Source organism: Paraburkholderia sp. J63 (assembly GCF_905220245.1).
In the GTDB taxonomy this organism is placed as follows: domain Bacteria; phylum Pseudomonadota; class Gammaproteobacteria; order Burkholderiales; family Burkholderiaceae; genus Paraburkholderia.
The window spans coordinates 93,259-116,973 of sequence record NZ_CAJMZF010000023.1 but is presented as its reverse complement, the minus strand read 5'-3'; the positions used below and the strand labels follow the sequence as shown (position 1 = coordinate 116,973).

The window sequence follows — 23,715 nt, the reverse complement described above, 5'->3', positions numbered from 1 at the left end:
GCCGAGAGGTTCGGCGCGCGCTCGAGCTCGGTCTCGCGGGCCACGTCGTAGACGCGGGCGGTGAGGATCAGGCGCAGGTAATCGGTCTGCTGCGCGGTTTGCTGCGTATTGCGTGCTTCGCTTTTGACCGTGGTGGCCTGGGTTGTGTCGGCTTCGACGACTGCGGTATGGCTCGATTCGACCTGCATGACGGCTCCTGTGCTGTCTCTTGCTATCTTTTATTAGCCAGGAGGCGGAAACAAAAAACCCGCCTCTTGGGGCGGGTTGTTGTCGCTTTTACCAGACGTACGCTAACCCACCATTCGATGAATGGTGCGAATAATCAGCGTAATCGGGCAATGGCGGTAGTTCATTCGTACAAGCATGGCGGAGGTGGCCGGAATTGTCAATCCATCGTGCGCGCAGCTGAAATGTTTTGATAACTACGAATTACATTTCAGATGATACGTTTTGATCCGGAAAGCGATTCTGGTGCTGCAACCGGGCGTGTGGCAACCATTTAGCCCTCAATTAAACACGTCTCACCGTGAAACATTCTATGAATTATCGCACATCTCGTTGATTTCAAACGAACTTTTCAACGGCCAGATTTTCTCGATGGTGTTTCACGGTTTCGACCCTAGCCTCGTTTATGGGCCATGGGGATGGATTCCGGCGTCCTAAAAGTAAAGGGCGGGCGCCCTTCCCCGGCCCCGCCCTTTCCGATTTTTGCGCGTACTTTTTAGTTTGCCGCCTCAACCGTATCCATCTCGGCCGCCCACTCGTCAATCACGGCCTTCATCCGTTCGGCCAGACGCTGCTGGTCTGCTGCGGCGATGCCCTTCAGGCTCAATTCAGCGCGACCATCGCCGAAAAGCTTCAGCTCGCCGAGCGCAACACCATCGGGACGACTGAATTGCACACGCGACTGATAATGCGTGCGGCGCGGTCCAATGCGTCGCGCGCCGGCCTCCGCCGATGCCGCCGCCTCGAGCTTGCGCACGCTCGCCTTGCCTTCGATCACCTGCCCGAGCCAATGCTCGGCGACGCTCGCGCCGGCACGGTCGAAGATCAGCTTGATGTTGTAGGCATGCCCAAGGCCGACGTCCTTGCGATGCTGCGCCATGCGTTGCAGCAGATACGGCGGCAAGGACGTGAGCGAAATCACCTTGCTGATGTGCTTCGGATCCTCACTGACGGCGACCCCCAGCTCGACCTGATCGACGTACACGCCGTCGTCCAGCAACTTCTTCCAGGCCAGTGCGTCGTCGAAGACCGTCTGCTCCTCCCGCTCCTTGTTCGCATGGTAGGCGCGCAGGTAGAGGTTCTGGTTATCGAGACCGTCGCGCACGTCGGCATCGATATGCTTGTCGCCCCGCGAACGCGCCGCCCGGATACGGCGCTCGCCATCGACGATCACGTATTTGCCGGGAAACTCGGGCAGGTGCGTGACGAGAATCGGCGTGATCTGGCCTTGCTTGGCAAAACTCTCGGCGAGTTCGTCGATCGTCTCCGCGCTGTAGAACGCGCGCGGATTGTACGGATTCGAGACGACGTCCTCGACCGGAATCTTCTTCACCGCGTGAACATCGGGAGCGGCGGCCGGTTCCACCGTTGCAGCGTCGGCAATCGAGATGACCGATGCGTCGCGTTGAGCAATGCCGACGACGTCGCCATCGGCAAGACGCTCGCCCGCCGATGCACGCTCGACCGCCATACCCGCGCGAACCTTGCTGGTGAAATTGAGCTTAGTTGCCATCGACGACCTCCTCTTCCTGAACGAGCGCAACGATTTCGCCATAGACCGCGGAGATTTCGTCCTTGGCGACCTTCGCGCCGCGCACGCCTTTTACGTCGAAGACCGTCCGGCCAAGCGCCGCCGCCTGACGATACAGCTCGCGTTGCTTGACGGTGGCCGCGAGCACGCGGACATTGCTCTCGGCAAGAATCGCGCTCATCTGCGTATGCAGGAGAGTCTTTGAATTAGCCTTATTCAGCAAAATTGCGAATTTCCCCGCGGGATTGGCGACTCGCGTGCGTTCGACCAATTCCATCATTCCTTCACTACTCCAGATGTCGATCGGTGAGGCATCGGTCGGGATAATGGTTGCGTCGGCGACGGCGAGCACGCGGGCAGTGGTCAAATCGTTGATGTTCGGCGGACAGTCAACGATGACGACGTCGTAGTCGTTCGCGAGTGCGGCGATTTCCGGCCCAATCATCTTCTCGAGCTTATTGATGCTGCCGACGCGGAATGGAAGCGGAGTTTCCGGGCCAGCCGCGGCACACCAACTCATGCAGGATTGTTGGCCGTCGGCATCGGCGACGTAGACCTTATAGCCTTCGGACTGAAATGCACCCGCCAGATTCATGCTGGTCGTGGTTTTGCCTACTCCGCCCTTTTGGTTTGCTACCGCTATGACCAGTCCCATTCAGTTCTCCATGCTATGTTCGACGCCGGCACCCGCTTCACGCAGAATCTCCACGTGGAGATTCCTCGGCGAGTCAGTTGGCAGTCTAGCGGCTAGTTAAAGTAAATTCTAGCTTTAGCGCTGAAATCGTTGTCAGCTCACAACCAAACTGGCTGTTCGGATAAGGGTTTCGAGCGGGTGAGTCGTTTGGAGAGCGAAATCGGGAAATCTGCGATCAGGCGATGCCTGGTTGAGATGTGATCTTCACGTGGAGATTCCATCTTTGGGCCGAACTCTGCGGTTTAACTCGCCCCCGCGTCAAATAGTCGGGCGAATGTATTTCAATCCGATGCAAGAGCATCGAGATCGTTTTATCTCGGGACTGGACGACGGGAAGGTTATTCAGGGGGAAGCGCGACCGAAGGAGAGCTTCGCAGGTTTTTCCTTCCGACATCACGATCTCCACGTGGAGATCGTGATGCAGCTTAGGTCGTCGAAATCATCTTTACCGCGAAATTCAAGCAAGCTCTCAGGTCAGGTCGCTACGGCCGGGAGTCACCATCTCCACGTGGAGAGTCGGTCGAACAAGAGCGTGGTTCTTTTTTGTCATCGAGAAATTACCCCGTACATTCGCTTCTCGGGAGTACGTCTGAGTTCGTTCAACATAGGTTGTCACAGTCTCCGTGGAATCATGCGAGTTACCTCAATCTCCACGTGGAGATCCGTGAATTGCCTACTGCGTCGGCCAACCTATCTCGTAGACAGGAATTGAGATTTCCGTCAAAGCCGTAGAACCTGCGCGCCCGCGAGCATGGCATCTGGCGCACAAGCCATTACCCGCCCAACCAACGACGATTGGGCTATCGGCGTTCCATTAGGACCTATCAATCGCGACAAAACCCATCGACGCCACGAGCAAGAGGCACGAACGCAGATGCGCATGAGTAGCGGACTCAGTACCACCAAGTAGACCAGACTAGCGACCACAACTAGGTCAGCTCACCGATGCAATCACAGCGCCAACACCCGCAGCGACACAATCTCCACGTGGAGACCTACACAGCTACAAAGAAGCGAATGCATCGAGCCAGCCAGGGACTTACCGCCAAGCAGAGAAACCGACACACCTATGCCCAGCGCCAAACCTCAGCGACTCGGCACAGCATCGACGTAAGGGAAAAATGGGAAAGCGAAATTTATCTATCTTTTTATAATGGATAAATTTCGCTAAATCCCCAGAAAGACAACGGCCAATTGCCGAAGAAGAAGAGGAGAGAGCGTGCAATCACTCAGCGCGCGTCTTCAGCGCGAGCTCGACATCACCCATGGCCTGAAGATCACCAGCGGTCGGCACCTGTTGTCCGCTCAGCAGGAACTCGAGCAGATCGGCAGCAGTCGGTTGGCCCCAGGTGTCGAGAACCACCCAGCGGAAGAAATTCGTCGATGCCATCTTGCTCGGCACCTTGGCCGTCGAAACCTTGAGCTTGTCCATGCCGACCGTTTCGTTGTACCGCTTGATAAGCGCGGTCTGGTCGTCGTACTCGAGCTCGTTGAAGTAGGCCCGCGCTTCGGCAATCTTCGCCGCAATATAGCGGTCCTTCACCTGGTCCTGGCTCTCGCGCACCTTGCCCGAATCGGTGCTCGTGCCGGCTGCCGCGTTGGCTCCTGGCAGTTGATAGCCCTGCATCAGCGCCTTGCGGAAATAGGCCGCCACATTTGCGAGCGGCGCCGCATTCTTCTGGGCAACACGCGCGGCCGTATAGGCGACGGCCGTGCGAATTTTTTCCTCGCCGTACTGCTTCAGGAGGCGCCGCGCCTCCGAAACCGGAACACTGAACTTCGACATCTCGCCGATCAGCACAGTCTCATTCGCACGAAGCTCCTGCGACGGATCCGTCTCCGGCTTGCGCGTCACGCGAAACTGCAGGGCGACGACCGAGCGGCCCACCTTGTGCTCGATGAGCTCGAAGTTGTGATCCGAGATCTCGTTGACTTCCTTGATGCAGGGCACCAGCACGCGGCTCTTGAACTGCTTGTAGAGCTTGTACGACTGCGCCGAGGTATCCTGGCCGAGAATCAGGTCGCGCAAGGTCGCAAGCGGAAAGCGCGCCGTCAAGCCCACCGCTTCGTAGCGCACGACGTTTTCCCACAGGGCGAGCGAATGTGCCTTCCGGAATTGACGCGTGATCCGCATGTCGATCATCGCGTAGATTTCGGGGTTCAGGAGTTCGCCGCGAATCTGCTCGGAGAAGGTATAGCGCAGCACCGAGCGCTCGAGTTCGGCGCCTGCGAGCAGACCCGACGCCTTCCAGATACTGCGTTTGTCCTGCGTGAGGTAGTCCCAGTTGACGACCGTGCTGATCAGCGAATTGATCGTCTCTTTGACGTACTCGGTATTGTTGCTGTTCAGATCGACGTCCTGCGAAAGAGCGGAGATCGTGATCTCAAACGAAGAACGGCCGGTTTCGAGGGAGTCCTGGCGGATGGCGTTCTTGATCAGCGAGCTGAACATCTTGCGCTGCTGAAGGCTGATCGATCCGGATTTCGGCGCGATATGAATCGCGGGGACCGCCTTGCGGAAGAGATCAGGCGGCTGGCCTTGCTGGAATATGAGTGCACCTTGCTTGTCGGCATCGCCGGCATCGGCCTTTTTTCTTGCCATATGATCCACGTAAAAAGGGAACCTGGTCGGTTGGTAACTGTATACCAACCGACTAGGTGACTCAAGGCTGGGCTCGCGCCTGTGCAGGACCACGACACTGCCTGCCGGAAAAGTTGACAGGCATGCCTTGAGCCGCCGCGCGGCGAAGCGGGAAGGTCACCGAAGCGCGTTCCAGCCGCTCAGGTTCGATCCCATATCCGGTAACCATTAGGACCTGACAACCAGAAATCACTCCCATAACACGCTACCTTGAGGTCACAAGTAAGTGCTCACTCTCAATCAGGTTACTCACAGGTACCCGTTTATGGGAGATTTCGAAAAGCAGTCACTTCGGGGACTTTCGGCGAGCAGCATGTAAAAGATGTCCCATTACCGGTGACCTTTGAACCATCCCATAAATGGGAACCTCAAATAGCCTGAATCAGGGCCTTTCTCGATCGGCGGTCAAGAGAGCACTCCCATAACCGGGTACCAAGGATTCATCCTATAGATGGCTACCTGGCCATGGCGACTGACCGGGCTCCCAAGTCACTATGCGGCACCTACGTCGATTGGCTGGAGTTACCTTAAAAAGGCGTTGCAGTAACGTCCCCATGACCGGTTACCCAAGAGATCCCCCATAGACGGCTACCGTTCGACAGCCCGAACGGCCTCCAGATTGTGAAAATACCGCCCACGCATCCCATATCGCGCTACCTTTACGCGATCCCATAACCAGTGACCTGAGGGCGTTTCGGCAATTTTTCCCATACCGGGCAACCTTTTCCCCATATCCACAACCTCAACTCCCCATGCGAGGCTACCGAATCCCCATATCCACAACCCCGAACTCCCATAGCGGGTACCCAGCACCCCATAAGTTGCAACCAAATCGCCCGCAAACCCTTGCCAGATAAGGCTTTGCGCCACCTAAAGGTTTACTAAAGGTTCTAAAGCGTAAAAGGTAAACACTGAAACACGTGTCCGATGAGAAAGACGTCTCCCAAAACCGGGACCCTATGGAGATGTGAGTGATCACCAACCGCTGCTGTCCCAAAACCGGTGACCTACAAGACGAAGTGCATCGGTATGGCTCCCAAAACACGTGACCTTTACGCCGATTCATAAGAATCGACATTCAATTTCAACCATAACTATATGATTTATATAGACAAGAAACCGAATGGTTCCTGCCTATGGGACAGGTCAGCCCGAAAAGGTAACTGCCTATGGGATTGGTGTGCCACTTGAGAAGCTCGCCGCCGGACCAGACACCTGGCGTTCGGAAACCCGGAATCCGTCTACGCGGTCCCGTGGCACTGCGTAGCGGCGCCTCTTTCCAGGATACCTGTCGAAAGGTATCCACTTCCCATATCGGGTTACCTAAGCCAGGTCACCGGATATGGGAAACCGGCGCGTGAGTCACGGTCAATTGCCCGTCAGTGGCACAAGGTGCACCGCAACCTTCCGTATAGGTGACCTTCACGCGCGCGCTCAACCGTCTCACTCTGCCTGCGCCTGGGTCTGCGTCGCCTGTTGCGATACGGACGCCGAGGTCCCCACAAGACAATCGTGCCGATAGAGGCTGCCGAGCCGCTGCTGGGCGGTCTCGAGATCGGACGGGTAATCGTTGTCTACCGCATGCGCCTGGTAGCCGACCAGCGAGAGATCCCTGAGTTCCTGCATGAGTTCGCCGTGCGTGACCTCGCGAGCGGACCGCACGAACGGATAGCTATGGCACGCCTGCGGTGTGAGGTGAGGGGCGGCGAACGCGCTCGCGCTTGCGACGCCAAGGAAAGGGATCAATGCGAACTTGAGCCAACGCTTCATGGTGACCTCCAGCTGTTTATGGACAAATGAGTCGGCACAGATGCCGACGAACCCGCGACATGCCGGCGACGAAAAACGACATCGCACCGAGGGCATGCCAACGAGCGTCGAGCATAAGCAGCAGGCAGATCTGGAATGGGCTCAACAGGATGAAACAACTTTCATCGATTCAACGGGCGCGATGGAGCGATGAAGCCGATGCCAACACAACGAACCGCGCAGCCCTCTAACGTATGCGGCAGGCGCCTTGTTCAGACCTGCACCGCGCCCCCTTCGCGTTCCTCCGAATTGACAACTGACAGCCGGGCGTTATGCGCCGGTAAGAACATGACTCGCTCTTCATCGTGCTGATGCCGTTGCGGTGCAGCACCCCCACTATCATGTCCAGGCGCGCGTACTGGTCCTCAGTGGGTCGTCAGGTTGCCGGGGTCGTTGGCGCGCGCATCGTTCATCGTCGGCGCGGATCGCCATCGGGAGAGTCATGTCAGTCAGCGAAATCACGGCGTACCTGCCGCATCCGGTGCGAGGTCCGCAATGAACCTCCCGGGCTGGGTGGCGGGCAAGACGGGCGCGTTCGTGCCCGAGGCGCCGCGTGTGCAGGCGGCGGTCGACATCGGCCACGACCGCTGGCAAACCACGACCTTCCGCTGGTTCGCCGCCTACGCGGCGATCTTTTCGGTGTCGTTCATGGTGCTGCTCGGCTTCATCGAGTATTCGGTGACCCACGCGATGATCCGCGAGACCGACAGCGGCCTGCGCTGGCAATTGCGCTACTTCGACTCGCGCAGCGACGCGTCGCTCGGCGCCGCCATCGATTCCCGGTTGCGCCGCGAAAACCGGCGCCAGAACTTTTACGGCCTGTTCTCAGCCGACGGCCACTGGATCGCCGGCGACATCCATGCGATGCCGGCCGAACTCGTGCTCGACCCCTGGGGCCGCTCGCACGAGCACGCGCATGGACAAACCATGATGCTCGACGTCGGCGCCGCGCAGCCCCCGCTGCGTGCGATGGGCGAAGTGCGCGCGGACGGCTCGCGCCTCGTCGTGGCGCGCTCGCTCTCCGATGTGCGTCACGTGCATGGCGAACTGCTCAAGGCGCTCTACGGCGGTGGCCTGCTGTGTCTGTGCGGCAGTCTGTGCGCCGGGCTGCTGCTGAGCATGCGGCAGATTCGTCGCGTCGCCGAGATTCGCCGGGCGACCGGCCGCATAGCCGGCGGCGATCTCGGCGAGCGGCTGCCGGTGGCGGGCCGCGATGAACTCGACATGCTGGCCCATCTCGTCAACCGCATGCTCGACGAAGTCGAGCGGCTGATGGGCGAGGTCAAGAGCGCTTGCGACGGCATCGCGCACGATCTGCGCACGCCGCTCACGCGGCTGCGCCTGCGTCTTTCGCATACGGCCGAAGCGATGCAGCGCCGCGGCGAGCCCGCTATGGCCGCCGTGATAGTGAGCGCACGCGAGGAGGCCGACATCGTACTCGAACGTTTCTCTGCACTCCTGCGTATCTCGGAGATCGGCGCGATCAAGCGGCGCAGTGCATTCGCACTCGTGATGCTTCCCGATCTCGTGACCGAGCTGTGCGAACTGTATGCGCCGCTCGCTGAGGAAAAGGCCATCGACTTGCGCATCGTGCTGGCCGAGGTCGCCCCGGTTTATGCCGACCGCGCGCTGCTCTTTGAAGCCTTCAGCAATCTGCTCGACAACGCGATCAAATTCGCGCCTCACGAGGGCGCCGTGTGTGTCGCGCTGCGCGCGACACCTGCGGGCGCACAATTCAGCGTCACCGACAACGGCCCCGGCATCGCTCCCGAGGAGCGCGACGCGGTGCTCGGCCGCTACTACCGCAGCGACGCGGCGCGTCATGTGCCGGGCACGGGACTCGGACTCGGCATCGTCGCCGCGGTCTTGCGGCTGCACGACTACCGGCTCGCCATCGGCGCGGCGGTGCCCGCCTTTGCCTCCAACTTCGCCTTCAACTTTGCATCCCACCTCGCCCCCGAGTTCGCAGACGGCGCCGCGCCCGACACGGCCGGGCCGGCGAGCACGGGCACGACCATCACCATCGACTGCTGGCCTGCTCATTCCCGGCCCAACACGCGCTATCAATGAGAGTCCTGTTGTGCTCCTCCTCCGACGCGGAGCGGAGCTATCTATACAAGGCGCTGAGCGAGAGCCTCAATAGCGTCGAGGTTGCCGACAACCTCCAATACGCCGTCTACCTCGCTTCCCAAGAGTCGTTCGACACGGTGATCCTCTGCGCCGGCGCGCACGCGCACGACGGTCTCGTCGATGTGCTCGGCGCGTTCACGCGGTTGCCCGACGCGCCGGCGGTCGTCATCGCGCTCACGCGCGCGACCCCCGCGGACTGTGCGCAACTGCTGCGCGCGGGCGCCGACGCCTGCTTCGTGCAGCCCTGGTCGATACTCGAGATCCAGGAGCGCATGCTCGCGCTGCGGCGCACCGCGCTTGCGCAGGCGAGCTCGTGCGCGGCGCGGCTCGACCCGCTCACGCGCGATCTGGTCGTCGACGAGCGGCGCATCTCGCTGACCACGCGCGAGTATCTGCTCGTGGAATGCCTGCTGCGTCACGCGAATGCGCCGGTCGCGCGCGAGCAGCTCATCCGCTATGCGTGGCCCGAGAAAGGCGATGTCGAGCCTTCGAGCGTCAATCTCGTGGTGTCGCGGCTGCGCCGCAAGTTCATCACGCACGGCGCGCGTGCGCAGATCGAGACGATCAACCGCTATGGCTACCAGCTCGATTTGCGCGGCGATTCCGCGCGTGCCGCCGAATGACGATGTCTGCCACACAGCGCCGCGAAAGGGAATTGAAAGCATGCGCTGCACGGTCAAAGCCAAGGTCAAAGCGGCAGCAAGCGTTAGCAAACTAAATTTAATTTCATGAAAGCAGGCGCGGCGCGGCGGCCTTACGACGGTAAACTTGCACTTCGAAAGAGGCCGCGCATGTGAAGCGCGGCGGAGTGCGAGGAAATGAGCCAGGTGCGCGTATTGACGGTGGAAGACGATGCCGTCACAGCCAATGAAATTGTCAGCGAACTGACGCAACGCGGCTTTGCCGTCGACTGGGTCGATAACGGCCGCGACGGCATGGCGCGCGCGATGAGCGACGAATACGACGCCATCACGCTGGACCGCATGCTGCCCGGCGTCGATGGCCTGTCGATTCTCACGGCCATGCGCACGGTCGGCATCCAGACGCCGGTGCTGATGCTGAGCGCGCTCGGCGACGTCGACGAACGCGTGCGTGGTCTGCGCGCGGGCGGCGACGATTACCTCACCAAGCCGTTCGACCCCGAGGAGCTCACCGCGCGCCTCGAAGTGCTGCTGCGCCGCCGCCAGGGCGCGAGCGTCGCGCGCGAGACCGCCTTGCGCGTGGGCCCGCTCGAACTCGATCTCATCTCCCGCAAGGTGCGCCGCGACGGCGAAGAAGTCGTGCTGCTGCCCACCGAATACCGCGTGCTCGAATTCATGATGCGCCACGCGGGCAAGACCATCACGCGCACCATGCTGTTCGAAGCGGTCTGGGGCTATCACTTCGATCCGGGCACCAACCTGATCGACGTGCACATGGGCCGCCTGCGCAAGAAAATCGATCCGCCGGGCGTGCCGCCGCTCATCCAGACGGTGCGCGGTTCCGGCTACATTCTCGGATAACCCCGCGTGTCGAGCCGTCCCTCCTCCCCCGCGCCCGCGATGCCGCGCCGGCGCTGGCACACCACGACGTTTCGCTGGTTGTGCGCCTACACCGCGCTGTTCGGCGTGTTTCTCACGCTGCTCGTCGGCTTCATCGCGTGGACCGCGACCAATTCGATCGAGCACGACGCCGACACCATCATGGGCTGGCAGCTCATCTATTTCGATTCGATTCCCGATGCGCAACTGCCCGCCGCGATCTATCAGCGGCTCGAGCACGAGCGCATGCACGTGAACTACTACGGCCTCTTCACGAACGATGGCCGCTATGTGGCCGGTGACATCGTCGAGGCGCCGCCGAACCTCAGCTATGACCGCGTGGGCTCGACGCTCAAGCATGTCATGAAGCCCGCCGATCACGCGCAGTCGCCGATCGTGCGCATCGTGGGCGAGGTTCGCCCCAACGGCATGCATCTCGTTGTCGCGCGCGACATGACGAGCGTGCTGCGCATCCGCGAGATCGTGGTGCGCACGCTGTCCGTGGGTGCGGTGTTCGCGCTTTGCGCGGCGCTCGCGGGCGGTCTCGTGCTCGGCATGCGGCAGATCCGGCGCGTGCGCGAGATCCGCCGCGTCACGCAGTGCATCGCGCGCGGCGACCTGGACAGGCGCTTGCCCGTGGGCGGCGACGACGAGCTCGACATGCTCGCGCATCTCGTGAACCACATGCTCGACGAGGTCGAGCGGCTGATGGGCGAGGTCAAGGGTGCATGCGATGGCATCGCGCACGATCTGCGCACGCCGCTCGTGCATCTGCATACGCTGCTCGCGCGCATCGCCGAACGCGAGAGCCTGCGTGGCGACGAGGCGGGCGCGGACCTCGTGGAGCGCGCGCGCGCCGAGACGGGCCAGTTGCTCGAACGCTTTCGCGCGATGCTGCGCATCTCCGAGATCGGCACGCTGCATCGCCGAGGCGGCTTTGCGACCGTCGATCTGCAGGCGCTCGTGCACGAGCTTGCCGAGCTTTACGAGCCGCTTGCCGAAAGCCGCGAAATCGAATGGCGCGTGAGCGCGGAGCCGGTCAGCGAGATTCACGGCGATCGTGCGCTGCTGTTCGAAGCCTTCAGCAACCTCATCGACAACGCCATCAAGTTCGCGCCGGGGCAGGACGGCATCGTCAGCGTGACGTTGCGCGCCACGGCGCTGGGCCCGCTGCTCGAAGTGGCGGATAACGGTCCGGGCATCGCGCCGGGCGAGCGCGCGGCCGTGCTGCAGCGTTTCTATCGGGGCGATGCCGTGCGCCATATAGCAGGTTCGGGTCTGGGCCTGAGCGTGGTGGCGGCGGTCATGCGCGTGCACGATTTCACGCTGCATATGGACGACGCGCGCGATCTGGCGAACGCAGCGCATCGAGCGAATGAAGCGCATCGAGCGAATGAAGCGCATCGAGCGAATGAAGCGACCGAAGCGAATAAAGCAGACGGCGGACCGGGCACGCGCATGAGCGTCGAATGCTGGCCGCGCGCGCTGACCTGACCGAGGCAGACCGAGCCAAATCGAGTCAAACGACAACACGAGCTTATGCGCATCCTCCTCATCTCGCCATGCCATGCCGAAGGCGCCTGGCTGCAAAAGGCCCTGCAGGAAAGCGCCCATAGCCTGCAACGCGCGCACGAGCTGCGCGACGGCCTCTATCTCGCCGGCGACGAACCCTTCGATGCGGTGATCGCCGTCGCGCTCGACGGTGCCTTACTGCCCGAACTGCTCACGCTGCTGCCCGGCCTTGCGAAAGCGACGAACGGCGCGACCATCATCGCGGTGCTCGGCATCGAAGCCGGCGCGCACGAGCGCTCGCAGTTGCTGCGCGCGGGCGCCGATGCGTGCTTTCGCTATCCGTTCTCGTTCATCGAAATGCACGAGCGCATGCTCGCGCTGCTGCGCACGGGCGCGACGCTGGCGCCGCCCTGCGAACCGGGTGCCGCCGTGGCGCCGCTGCTCGACGCGAGCACGCGCGAGATCGTGGAAGGCGCGCGCCGCGCGGAACTCACGCGCCGCGAATATCTGCTCATCGAATGCCTGCTGCGCCAGGCCAACATGCCTGTGCCGCGCGACCAGATGATTCGCTATGCGTGGCCCGAGAAGGACGATATCGATCCGTCGACGGTGAACCTCGTCGTCTCGCGGTTGCGTCGCAAGCTCGAACGCGAGGCCATTGAAGTGCGCATCGAAACCATCAGCCGATACGGCTATCAGCTCACGCTGCCCAAGGCGGTCTGAACGTTACCAGGGCATGCGTCGCGCGCGGCGCTCAACGCTCAGACAAATCCGCGCCTCACACCGAAGGTAACCGTTTGTGGGATTTGAGGTCACATGCGCGGCAACGCGCGTGTACCTGTCGCGCTAAAAACAGAAACGGCACGCGCGTGGCGTGCCGTTCTCCTGCATGCTGCTTGCGGGCTGCGCGCCAGGCGCAGCAAGGCTTCAGTGTGCGTAGAGCGTGGAATTCAGGTACGCGAGCTGGCCGTCCTGCTCCGCCTGCACGAGCTCGTGATAGACCTGCGCGCGCGTCTTCGGAGCGACCTGCACACCATCGGGCGCTACCCAACCGCCTTGCTGGAAAGCCGTTGCCGTGTTGTTCATGGCAACGGTCGTCGTGTTGGCCGGGTAGGTGCTTTGCGCCGGGGCGGTGGTTTGAGCGAAAGCGGACGTGGTGACAACGGCGCCGGCGAGAGCTGCAACGATCATGAGCGACTTCATGGAACTATCCTCCAGAGAACATATTCGGTTAGCCGGTTAGCGAATGCGATGTGTCGCATCCCGGTATTGAGAGAATAGTTAGGTCAGCCTATCGAACCCGATGCAGGAATATGAAGAAATGTTTACCAATGCGCGAGATTTCGTTGAAAGAGCAACCTCGTCGCGCGCGGGCGCCGCGTTGCGCGAGCGCCGGGCGCGGCTGCGATTAGCGGCAGGGGAACGTGCCGATCAGCGCCTTGTAGATAACGGCGGCGGTGGGTTCGAGAACGAACTGGAGGTGACCTTTCATCCACGCCAGGATCACGCCGAGCTGCTCCTTGCGTCCGAGATTTTGCGGGACGCAGTAGCGCGGCGGCTGCTTGTCGATCAGCGTTTGAACCAGCGCGCCGTTCGTGTAGCCCGCGAGATACATGACGCAGGCATCGACGTTTTCCGGCCTTTGGCAGACGTTCAGAAAGACATCGGTTTGATCGATCGAAGTGGACGGAGCGGCAGGGGCCGCCTGTGCGGGTTGGCTGGGCTGCGTGGCTTGAGTGGATTGAGCGGCCGCATTGCCGGCGCCGAGCGCGGCAACGAGTGCCAGCCCGGCAAGGAGAGCATTTTTCATGTGAGCGTGGGTGGAACGGTTGATCGGGAGACGACAACGCGCGTGCCGCATGGTCATGCCGCGCGCGGTGCACGTGCGTGCGGGCTGCTAGCCTAGCGGCCAGCCGGTCTCATAATTTGCCCTGCATCAAGGAGGCGAACGGCCACCGGCGGCCTTAGTCCTGTAGCTGATTTGAATCGGAAAACTCCATCGTTCTGATTTGCGTAGACGCTTCGTAGAATCGGTCGAACTTTCCGTCACGACCGTCGCCAGGACTCCATGAGCACACGCCGCGCATTTCTCAAACTTTCGCTGGGTGCGGCTGCCGCCGCGCTGCCCGCCCTGAGCGCGCCTCGCGCTTTTGCAGCGGCCCCCGAACGCATCCTGCGCATCGGTAACCAGAAGGGCGCGCTGAGCCTCCTGAAGGGCCGTGGCACGCTCGAGCAGCGTCTCGCGCCGCTGGGCGTCAAGGTCACGTGGACGGAGTTCAACGCGGGCCCCGTGCAACTGGAGGCGCTCAACGTGGGCTCGATCGATTTCGGCGACGTGGGCGAGGCGCCGCCCATCTTCGCGCAGGCCGCGGGCGCGCCGCTCGCCTACGTGGCGGCCACGCTGCCGCGGCCCCAATCGGAGGCGGTGCTGGTGCCGCGCAACTCGCCGCTGCACGAGGTCGCCGATCTCAAGGGCAAGCGCGTCGCGTTCAACCGGGGCAGCAACGTCCACTATTTCCTCGTGCAACTGCTGCGCAAGCACGGCCTCGATTACCGCGACGTGCATCCCGTCTTCCTCGCGCCGGCCGATGCGCGCGCGGCCTTCGAGAACGGCTCCATCGACGCCTGGGTCATCTGGGACCCGTTCTTCGCGGCGGCGCAGGCGAGCTTCGGCGCGCGCGTGCTTGCCGATGCGAGCGGCGTGGTGGTCAATCGTGGCTTCTACTTTTCGTCGCGCAGCTACGCGAGCCAGAACCCGGACGTGATCCGCGTGGTGGTCGACGAGGTCGCCAAAACGGACGAATGGGGCAAGAACAATCGCGCGGCCTATTCCGCCGAGCTCGCGAAGCTTTGGGGGCTGCCCGCGCCCGTGGTCGCGCAGGCGGTCGATCGCACGCAGTTCGGCACGGTGCCGATCACGAAGGCGATCCTCGGCGAACAGCAGCAGATCGCCGATACCTTCCTCGATCTCGGCCTCGTGCCCAAACGCGTGGACGTGCTGCAAGCGGCGGCGCCGGGGCTGGCCTGAGCGCCGCCGCGATTCACCGCTGAGCCGGGGCCGGGCTAGCCACGTCCGGCGAAGTGCTCACTTGAAGTGCTCACTCACTTACGCGGCTTCGCGAGCGTGATCGTCTCGAACAGTTCGTAGTTGGGCGTGGGCGTCTGGTCGGCGCCCGGCGCGTGATAGTAGTTCATCGTGATGGTGGTCTTGCCGCCGTGCTCGCCCGGGTCCACGTCGAACACGGCGATCCCATAACCGGTACCCGGGAATTGAACACGTTGAAAGCCGCGTTGAACTTCGGGAAAAGTATAAAGCTTGTGTCTACGGATATTGGATGGAAAGAGGTTAATGCATTTCCGAATGTCGGGGTGTGTCGAAAGGGATGGTTGACAGCGGAAGAGCGTAAGCGACTTCTGGGCGCTATGCTGGACGATCTGTGTATATTGGCAACCGCTTTGCTTTTGATTGGTGCACGTCCTGGAGAGTTGACGAACGCGAACATATCCGACTTCGATAAGAACGCCGGTACGCCGTTTTTGGATGGAAAGACCGGACGGCGCGAAATACCGCTATCAGTTACGGCGCGGGAATTCTTCACGCAGCAAACGAAAGACCGTATTGGCATTGCCCCGTTATTGGTTAGAGCCGATGGTAGACGCTGGACGTCTAAAGATTATTGGCGATCGTTCGTAGAGTCGAGGGAAAAGCGAAGCTGTCCGATGCGGTTATGTACAGCCTGCGGAATACATACATATCGGAGGCCGTTGCACAGGGGATAGATGTTTATACTGTTGCCACGTTGACCGGTACTGGCGTTGAAATTATGCAATCGAACTATGGGATGCTTACCGCTAATATCGTAGAGCGCCTTAACAAGATTTCGACTATTTGGCAACGGGGCTAATCTGTCGCCCGGTGACGAAAAATCGTACTTTCACGCTCAGCTTATGATTACGCGCAAAACAAAAAACCAGCCGTTTGGCTGGTTCAATTAATTGCGCGCGCTTGCTGCTTCGATTTCCGCTGTGTCCCATTTGCCGCGTCGCATTGCTTCAGCGAGCATTCCCAGCGTGATTGGCACAAGCGGGGCATCGCGGAATTTCTTTGAGAACAACCCGGCGACCACGCGCACAACGTCTAGTGAATCCGGGCCAAAGTATCGGGCATATGGAAAACCGTCCGGAGCATCGATATTGAACTTTTCCGCCCACTTGTCGATGAACTCAACGGCGTCCACGCCGGTAAGCCGCAAATCCTCTTCGATGCGTGATTCTGGCCTTAGCTCAAGGCGTCCGAACAGCGGGCGGCCTAGTTCTTCACGTGCGAACGCCTCAAGCGCTTCCCAAATCTGGTCTGCCATATCAAAGAACCCGGTCTTCAGCCTTCGCCAGGCGGTTGTATGTGGAAATCGTGTTCTGCATGATCAGGAACGCGTCCCGGCCAAGCATTACCGTCCCGACAACGGGAATAGCACGCCCCACAAACGCTCCCAAGACTGCGGGTCATCGCAATCCGTAGACCTCCTGCGCCAGCCTTAACGATGGTCGGTAACCGTATCGCAATCTTGAACGGCAGAAACTTGCGCGCGGCCACCGACATAACGGACGTACCGGCGACAGTCCCGGCAAGTTTTCCGGCAACGGGAACGTCGTTCTGACTCAAGAGGATAGACGCAGCAGCGGCTAGATCATCCAGGCCCAATTCCTTGCGGGTTTGATCGAGTGCAACGTAGAAAAACAGTTCACCCGCGCTGATATTCCGGTGTATGCCGTATGAATATAAATTCGTGCTCGTATCTGGGATATACGGTTTTAATTGCCGTCACTTTACCGGAGTCCGATGCCATCTCAAAAGACGTTATCCCCAGGCCCCACCAAATCGCGTTCGGGTAATCCGTATGCGGCTATCTCAATTCGCCGGAAGTGCACAGGTCAATCTACCGAAACCAATCAGGAATATCCGTGTTGGTGTCTGCGAAGTGTATCAAGTTGTCAAGTCAGCGCGTGCAAGCGCCGTCTACGATCCATTCTTGCGGCGTTCCATTTGTGGATACGCGCAGATAGATCGTGGAGCGCTCAAAGATAGTGAGCGAATCTGCTCGGGTGTGCCGTCGGGCGCGGCCGGACTGGCTTTCGCGACACCGGTGAGCGCGGCCGCGGCGCCGGCCGCGCCCGCGAAGCCGGAAGCGCCGGCGAGCTTGAGGGAGCCGCGGCGCGAGACGCCTGCGGCGGTGTCGGTGGGAGATGCGTCGGGAGCGTCCTTTTTCGTCATGTCGAATCGCCTCGTGACTGCGCAGCGCAAGCGCGCACGGCGCTGCTGAAAAAACGGCGCCCGGCACATGCGCAATGCATGTGCCGGGCGAATTGCGGCGAATGTCCTGGCGTTTGATGTTGCGTTATGACGTGGACGAGGCCTTTGTGGTTACCGCTGCGGCGTCGGTCCTCGTCGCTGCCGGCGTTACCGCGGCCTTCGCAACCGATGCCGTGTCTTCACCAATCTGCTGCGTGCTCCAGCCGCCGCCTATCGCCTGGATCAGGCCTACGGTGGCGTCGAGCCGCCGTGTGTCCAGTTCGAGCGAGGCGATCTGCGTGGAAAGCTCGGTGGTCTGCGCCGTCACCACGTCGAGATAGCTCACCACGCCGTCGCGATACTGCGACATCGAAAGCGTGAGCGTTTGCTGCGCCGCCGTGAGCGCCTCGTTCTCGCGTTGCGCCTCGTCGCCGAGGTGATGCAGCAGCGCGAGGTTGTCCTCGACCTGCTGGAACGCATTGAGCACGGTGGCCTTGTAGTCGGCGCCGTTTTCGGCGAGCTTCGCGCGCGCGCCGCGCACGATCGCCTCGCGGCGGCCCCCGTCGAAGATCGTCATCATCAGTTCGGGGCCGATCGACCACATCTCGTTGGGCGCGGCGAGCCACGGCGAGAACGTGTCGCTCTGGAAGCCGCCGTCGAGTCCCAGCGAAAGATCGGGGAAGAACGCGGCCTTCGCCACGCCGATTTGCGCATTGGCGGCGGCCACGCGGCGCTCGGCGGCCGCGATGTCGGGACGCCGCTGCAGCAGCGCGGCGGGCAGTCCCGCAGGCAGATTGGGCAGATGCGGGCGGATCGTGTCGGACGCGACGTTGAACTGCGAGGCGGGCACGCCGATGAGCGTCGCGATCGCATGCTCGTAGAGCGCGCGGCGCGCGCTCACGTCGTCATAAGAGGCCTGCGCGGCGGCGAGCTGGTTCTGCGCGCGCGAGACGTCGAGCGACGAAGCAATGCCGCCGCGATGGCGGCTCTCGGTCAGTTCGAGCGCGTGCCGATAAGTAGCGATCGTGTCGGTCAATAGTTTGGATTGCTGATCGAGTCCGAGCAGGTTGAACCACGTGGTCGCGAGCTTCGCCTGCAGGCTCAGTTGCAGCGAGGCGAGATCGGCTTCACTCGCCTGGCTTTTCTCTTCACCGGCCTTCACTTCGTTGCGCACCTTGCCCCACAGGTCGAGATCGTAGCCGATCCCCACGTCGAGCGTGTTCGAGTCGTAGACGTTGGGCTGACCCGCGCCGCGCAGCGGACGCAGCGCCGACTGCCGCTCGCGGTCGACCTGCACATCGGTGCCGATGGTCGGCAGCAGAGCCGAGCGTGCCTGCGAGGTGAGCGCATCGGCTTCATCGTGACGCGCGAGCGCGGCGGCCACGTTCGGGTTGGCCTTCGCCACCTGGGGTTCTAGCTGGTCGAGCATCGGGTCATTGAATGCCTTCCACCAGCCATCGCGCGGCAACTGGTCGGCGGGGCGCGCGAGCTGCCAGTCGCCGGCTTCCTTGAAATGCGTGGGGATGGCCGTGGCCGGTGCGTGATACGTGGGCGCGAACGAGCAGGCGTTGAGCAGCATGGCGGCGGCGAGCGCCGTGAGGCCCACGCGCAAACGCCAGGGCCCGCTCGCGCGCGAGCGCTGGACAAACCGCTTAGCCATGCGCACGCTCCGCATTCTGCGCGGGATTGGCCGAGGCGGTTTTCGTGGCCGCGTGCGTGGGGGCGCCGGCGGGTTTGTTAACGGACGCGTTGGCCACTGCCGCATTGGGCGCATTCGTCGCTGCCGTCGCCGCGAGCCGCACGATATCGCCGTTCGCGAGCGAATCCGGCGGATTGTCGATCACGGGCTCGCCTGCTTTCAGGCCCGCCGTGATCTCCACGCGCGTGCCGAGATCGGTGCCGATCGTCACGTCGTGCAACTGCACGCGATGATTCGCGCCGGCCACCGCGACCTGCATGCCGTGCGAGCGGAAGATCAGCGCGCTCGCGGGCACGAAGAGCGCGTGCGCGTCGCCGGGCATGTCGAGATGAACCTCGGTGTATTCGCCCGGGAACAGCAGCCCCGCCTTGTTGTCGACGGCGAGCTGCACGAGCATCGTGCCCGAGGTCTGCGAAATGGACTGGTCGGTGTCCACGAGCTTCGCGTCGAAGGTCATGCCGGGCCGCTCGGGCACCGTGAGCGTGGCGTGCATGCCGGGCTTGATCGAGGCGGCGTCGCTTTGCGGCACGCTCACGTAGACGCGTAGCTGGCTCGCGTCGGAGACCGTGAAGAGCTCGGGGCCGCTGCCGCTGCCCGCGTCGATGAGCGCGCCCACGTCGGTCTTGCGCGCGGTGACCACGCCGTCGAACGGCGCGGTGAGGCGCTTGAACGATTCGAGCGCTTCGAGGCGGCGCACGTTCGCCTCATTGGCCTCCATGGTCGCCTGCTTGGCGATCAGGTCCGAGGTCTTTTCGTCGGCGTCCTGCTGCGAGACCGAGTCCTGCTTGAGCATCTCGGTCCAGCGCTTCGCGGTGGTGGCCGCGAGCTTCTCGTTGGCGACGGAGTTCTGCAGATCGGCGCGCGCCTGCTGCAATTGCTGGTCGAGATCGGGCGTGTCGATCACGGCGAGCAACTGGCCCGCCTTCACATGCGTGCCGATGTCGGCGTACCACGCATGCAGATAGCCGGAAACGCGCGCGTAAATGGGCGCGTTGATATAAGCGGCGAGGTGCCCCGGCAGCACGAGCGGCTGCGAAGCCGGCGTGGGCTCGGGCAGCACGGTGGCGACGGTGGGCACGGCCTGCGCGTCGGTCCAGGACGTGAGCTCCTGGTGTGCATGCACGCGGCTGAAGAGACCGCCGGAAACGATGCCGGTGGCGACCAGCAGCGCCACGGCGGCGACGGCCTTCAGATGGCGAAGCGCTTGCGGCGGGGCGATGTCGACTTCAGTAGACATGGGATTCTTCCTCAAGGGCAAGTTGATCCGGATGATGGGAATCGCTGGGCGTGGTCGTGTCGTCGAGGTCGTCGTGACCGCCACGGCCATCGCGGCGATGCACGAGGCTGAACACCACGGGCACGAACAGCAGCGTGGCGCAGGTCGCGCAGATCAGGCCGCCGATCACGGCGCGGCCAAGCGGTGCGTTCTGCTCGCCGCCGTCGCCGAGACCGAGCGCCATCGGCGCCATGCCGATGATCATTGCGAGCGCGGTCATGAGCACGGGGCGAAAGCGCGTGAAGCCGGCTTCGAGCGCGGCGCGCATGGCGTCGCCGGTCACGGCGAGGCGCTCTCTCGCGAACGACACCACCAGAATCGCGTTCGCGGTGGCCACGCCCATGCAGAGAATCGCGCCGGTGAGCGCCGGCACCGAGAGCGGCGTATGCGTGGTGAACAGCATCCACACGATGCCCGCGAGCGCGGCGGGCAGCGCGCAAACGATCACGAACGCGTCGGCCCACGAATGGAAGTTCACGACAATCAGCAGATAGATGAGCAGCACCGCGCCCGCGAGACCGAGCAACAGGCCTGTGAACGCGGTGTTCATGGTCTGCACCTGGCCGCGCATCGTGACCGTGGAGCCCTTGGGAACGTCTTTTGCCGTGGCGTGGATGGCCTGCTGGATCTGTGAGGATACCGAACCGAGGTCGGCGCCTTGCGTGGTCGCGTAGATATCGAAGAGCGGTTCGATGTTGTAGTGCGAGATCACGGCGTCGCTCACGCCGCGCGTGATCGAGGCGATGCCGCCGAGAATCTGCGAGGCGCCGCTCTTGTCCGTGACCGGCAGGTTCTGCAGGTCCGAGAGCGTGCTCATGCGGTACTGTGGCGTTTCGGCGACGATCGGATACGACACGCCATTCTTCGGATTGAGCCAGAAGGTGGGCGACACCTGGCTCGTGCCCGATAGCGTGGCCACGACCGAGTTCGTCACGTCCTGCTCGGTGATGCCGAGCTCGTCGGCGCGCGAACGGTCCACGGCCACCGAAAACTGCGGATACGTGGAGGCCTGCTGGATGCGCGGATCGGCAATGCCCGGAATCTTGCTTACGCGGTGCAGCAGCTCGTTGGCGTAGCGCTGGTTTGCGCGCATGTTCGGGCCGCTCACCTGCACGTCGATGGGCGCGGGAGCGCCGAAGTTCAGGATCTGGCTCACGATGTCGGCGGGCAGGAACGAAAACGTCGTGCCGGGGAACAGACGAGGAAGTTGCGTGCGCAACTGCTTCACGTATTGCGCCGTGGGCGCATGGTCCCTGGCGAGCGAAATCATGATGTCGCCGTCTTGCGGCCCGATCGTGCCGCTGTTGTTGTACGTGAGGTTGATGCCGCTGTTAGGCAGGCCGATGTTGTCGATGATGCTCGTGAGCTGATCGGCGGGAATCGCCTCGCGCACCGTGTCCTCGATATGGTCGAACAGATCGGCGGTGTCCTCCACGCGCGTGCCGACGGGCGCACGCACGTGAATTTCGATTTCGCCCGAATCGATATTCGGGAAGAAGTTGCGGCCGAGGAACGGCACGAGCGCGAACGAGACCATCACGATCGCGAGAAAGCCCACGATGAAGCCCTTGCGATGCGTGAGCGCGAGGCCGAGCACGTTGCGATAGCCGGCGCGCACGCGCTCGAAACGGCGCTCGAAGCCGCGCTGGAAGCGCACGAGCGGGTTGCGCGAACGCACGACGCGATCATGCGCGCCGTGCGGCGCCATCAGCGCGGCGAGCTCGCCCGAGGCATGGCCCTGCGAGGCGTGTGGCTTGAGCAGATAGCCCGCCATCATCGGCACGAACGTGCGCGAGAGCACGAACGAGGCGATCATCGCGAAGATCACGGCCTCGGCCATCGGCACGAACAGGAAGCGCGCGATGCCGTTGAGCAGCAGCATCGGCACGAACACGATGCAGATGCAGAGCAGCGAAACCAGCGCGGGCATGACGATCTGCGCGGCGCCGTCGAGAATCGCGCTTCGCACGTCCTTGCCCTGTTCGAGGTGCCAGTTGATGTTCTCGATGGTCACCGTCGCATCGTCGACCAGGATGCCGACCGCGAGCGCAAGGCCGCCCAGCGTCATCACGTTCAGCGTTTCGCCGCAGGCCGAGAGCCCGGCAATGGCCGCGAGCACCGCGAGCGGAATCGAAGCCGCGATGATGAGCGTGGAGCGCCAGCTGCCGAGGAACAACAGGATCATGGCCGAGGTGAGCGCGGCGGCGATGATGCCCTCGCGCGCCACGCCGCTCACGGCCGCCTTCACGAACACGGACTGATCGGAGAGCGGCACGAGCTTGAGGCTCGGCGGCAGCGACTGCTCGATGAGCGGCAGCTTGGCCTTCACGCCCGAGACGATGTCGAGCGTGGAGGCCGAGCCGTTCTTGAGGATCGACATGAGCACGGCGCGATGACCGTCCACACGCACGATATTCGTTTGCGGCGGGTTGCCGTCGCGCACATGGGCCACGTCGCGCATATAGATCACGGCGCCGTTCACGGTCTTGATCGGCAGATCGTTGATCGCCTCGATCGAGACCGGACTGTTGTTGAGCGTGATGTTGTATTCGAAGCGGCCGATCTTCTGCGTGCCCGCCGGAATGATCTGGTTCTGCTGCGCGAGCGCGTCCGCAACATCCTGCGGCGAGAGCTTTTTCGCTTGCAACGCCTGCGGATCGAGGTCGATCTGCACCTCGCGCACCTTGCCGCCGTACGGCGTGGGAATGGCCACGCCGGGCACCGAGAGCAATTGCGGACGGATGAAGTTGGCCGCGTAGTCGTCGAGCTGCTGCTCGTTGAGCGTGTTGCTCGTGAGCGCGAGCTGCAGCACCGGCACGGTGGACGCGTTGTAGTTGAGAATCTGCGGCGGCGTGGTGCCGGGCGGCATCTGCTTGAGCACCGTCTGCGATACCGAGGTCACTTGCGCCGTGGCCGTGCGGATGTCCACGTCGGGCTGGAAAAAGATCTTCACGATGCCGTAGCCGCGAAACGACTGCGACTCGATATGGGCGACGTCGTTGACGGTCGTGCCCAGCGTGCGCTCGTAATAGGTGACGATGCGGCCCGACATGTCGTCGGGCGAAAGATTCGCGTAGTTCCAGACGACGCTGATAACGGGAATGCGGATATCCGGAAAGATATCGGTAGGCGTGCGTAGCGCAGCGAGCGGGCCCGCGATCAGGATCAGGAGGGCCAGCACGATGAACGTGTACGGACGGTTCAAGGCCAGCCGGACGATTTTCAACATCAGAAGGGGCTCCGTTCAGAACATCGGCGCCGGTTCCCGCGGCGTACTGGTGCGCCGGCATGGCGCAAAAACAGCCTGAAAAGTACGGGAGAAAACTCGGGAAGCCGACGCCGGTATTGTGGCCGGCGCGGTGTAACGTCCAGCAACCAGGCAGATGAA

Annotated in this window: 18 protein-coding genes and 3 pseudogenes; 7 read left to right on the top strand and 14 right to left on the bottom strand. The window is 62.4% G+C overall.

Features of this window, described 5'->3' with window-relative positions:
• The 5 genes and pseudogenes from U5775_RS23665 to U5775_RS23645 form a co-directional block, all read right to left on the bottom strand.
• Positions 1–188: pseudogene (locus tag U5775_RS23665) on the bottom strand (PLP-dependent threonine dehydratase); the annotation flags it as partial.
• A gap of 533 nt (positions 189–721) precedes the next feature.
• Positions 722–1,738, bottom strand: a complete 1,017-nt coding sequence (locus tag U5775_RS23660; protein WP_322060523.1) for a ParB/RepB/Spo0J family partition protein — start codon at positions 1,736–1,738, stop codon at positions 722–724.
• Entirely contained in the window at positions 1,728–2,411 is a 684-nt protein-coding gene (parA, locus tag U5775_RS23655) for a ParA family partition ATPase (protein WP_322060522.1), read from the bottom strand. The genes U5775_RS23660 and parA overlap by 11 nt, the downstream gene beginning before the upstream one ends.
• Before the next feature lie 1,264 nt (positions 2,412–3,675).
• The gene (locus U5775_RS23650) at positions 3,676–5,052 is read right to left on the bottom strand and encodes a replication initiation protein (RefSeq protein WP_322060521.1); all 1,377 of its coding nucleotides are present in this window, start codon (positions 5,050–5,052) and stop codon (positions 3,676–3,678) included.
• Positions 5,053–6,534: 1,482 nt separating this feature from the next.
• Positions 6,535–6,861 (bottom strand): DUF4148 domain-containing protein, encoded by a 327-nt coding sequence (locus U5775_RS23645; protein WP_322060520.1) that lies wholly within the window; start codon positions 6,859–6,861, stop codon positions 6,535–6,537.
• 40 nt (positions 6,862–6,901) lie between these two features.
• Between U5775_RS23645 and U5775_RS23640 the strand changes: the two genes are divergently transcribed.
• From U5775_RS23640 to U5775_RS23615, 6 genes are all read left to right on the top strand, one after another.
• Entirely contained in the window at positions 6,902–7,054 is a 153-nt protein-coding gene (locus U5775_RS23640) for a hypothetical protein (protein WP_322060519.1), read from the top strand.
• Between the two features lie 341 nt (positions 7,055–7,395).
• On the top strand, positions 7,396–8,970 hold the full coding sequence (locus tag U5775_RS23635) for a HAMP domain-containing sensor histidine kinase (RefSeq protein ID WP_322060518.1): 1,575 nt from the start codon (positions 7,396–7,398) through the stop codon (positions 8,968–8,970).
• Positions 8,967–9,653, top strand: coding sequence for a response regulator transcription factor (locus U5775_RS23630; protein WP_322060517.1), 687 nt, complete (start codon positions 8,967–8,969; stop codon positions 9,651–9,653). The genes U5775_RS23635 and U5775_RS23630 overlap by 4 nt, the downstream gene beginning before the upstream one ends.
• A 204-nt stretch (positions 9,654–9,857) precedes the next feature.
• Positions 9,858–10,532, top strand: coding sequence for a response regulator transcription factor (locus U5775_RS23625; RefSeq protein WP_322060528.1), 675 nt, complete (start codon positions 9,858–9,860; stop codon positions 10,530–10,532).
• Positions 10,533–10,571: 39 nt separating this feature from the next.
• Positions 10,572–12,044, top strand: a complete 1,473-nt coding sequence (locus tag U5775_RS23620) for a HAMP domain-containing sensor histidine kinase (protein WP_322060527.1) — start codon at positions 10,572–10,574, stop codon at positions 12,042–12,044.
• A gap of 45 nt (positions 12,045–12,089) precedes the next feature.
• Positions 12,090–12,785: a response regulator transcription factor gene (locus tag U5775_RS23615; protein ID WP_322060516.1), complete on the top strand. Its 696-nt coding sequence runs from the start codon at positions 12,090–12,092 to the stop codon at positions 12,783–12,785.
• 204 nt (positions 12,786–12,989) lie between these two features.
• On the opposite strand, the gene U5775_RS23610 is transcribed toward U5775_RS23615, so the two are convergent.
• A complete protein-coding gene (locus U5775_RS23610; protein WP_322060515.1) occupies positions 12,990–13,265 on the bottom strand; it encodes a DUF4148 domain-containing protein in 276 nt (91 codons plus the stop codon).
• 205 nt (positions 13,266–13,470) lie between these two features.
• On the bottom strand, positions 13,471–13,929 hold the full coding sequence (locus tag U5775_RS23605) for a Rap1a/Tai family immunity protein (RefSeq protein ID WP_322060514.1): 459 nt from the start codon (positions 13,927–13,929) through the stop codon (positions 13,471–13,473).
• Between the two features lie 201 nt (positions 13,930–14,130).
• Between U5775_RS23605 and U5775_RS23600 the strand changes: the two genes are divergently transcribed.
• Complete coding sequence (locus U5775_RS23600) at positions 14,131–15,090, top strand: sulfonate ABC transporter substrate-binding protein (RefSeq protein ID WP_322060513.1); 960 nt, start codon at positions 14,131–14,133, stop codon at positions 15,088–15,090.
• A 74-nt stretch (positions 15,091–15,164) separates the two neighbouring features.
• On the opposite strand, the gene U5775_RS23595 is transcribed toward U5775_RS23600, so the two are convergent.
• The 7 genes and pseudogenes from U5775_RS23595 to U5775_RS23570 all read right to left on the bottom strand — a co-directional run bounded on the left by U5775_RS23595 (position 15,165) and on the right by U5775_RS23570 (position 23,556).
• Positions 15,165–15,305, bottom strand: coding sequence for a hypothetical protein (locus U5775_RS23595; RefSeq protein ID WP_322060512.1), 141 nt, complete (start codon positions 15,303–15,305; stop codon positions 15,165–15,167).
• Between the two features lie 749 nt (positions 15,306–16,054).
• Entirely contained in the window at positions 16,055–16,423 is a 369-nt protein-coding gene (locus U5775_RS23590) for a DUF1493 family protein (RefSeq protein WP_322060511.1), read from the bottom strand.
• A 1-nt stretch (position 16,424) separates the two neighbouring features.
• Positions 16,425–16,866, bottom strand: a pseudogene (locus tag U5775_RS39510) (STM2901 family protein).
• A gap of 288 nt (positions 16,867–17,154) precedes the next feature.
• Positions 17,155–17,334, bottom strand: a pseudogene (locus U5775_RS23585) (serine/threonine protein phosphatase); the annotation flags it as partial.
• 124 nt (positions 17,335–17,458) lie between these two features.
• Positions 17,459–18,931, bottom strand: coding sequence for an efflux transporter outer membrane subunit (locus U5775_RS23580; RefSeq protein WP_322060526.1), 1,473 nt, complete (start codon positions 18,929–18,931; stop codon positions 17,459–17,461).
• A 73-nt stretch (positions 18,932–19,004) separates the two neighbouring features.
• On the bottom strand, positions 19,005–20,288 hold the full coding sequence (locus U5775_RS23575; protein WP_322060510.1) for an efflux RND transporter periplasmic adaptor subunit: 1,284 nt from the start codon (positions 20,286–20,288) through the stop codon (positions 19,005–19,007).
• Positions 20,278–23,556, bottom strand: a complete 3,279-nt coding sequence (locus U5775_RS23570) for an efflux RND transporter permease subunit (RefSeq protein WP_322060509.1) — start codon at positions 23,554–23,556, stop codon at positions 20,278–20,280. The genes U5775_RS23575 and U5775_RS23570 overlap by 11 nt, the downstream gene beginning before the upstream one ends.
• Positions 23,557–23,715 lie beyond the last annotated feature (159 nt).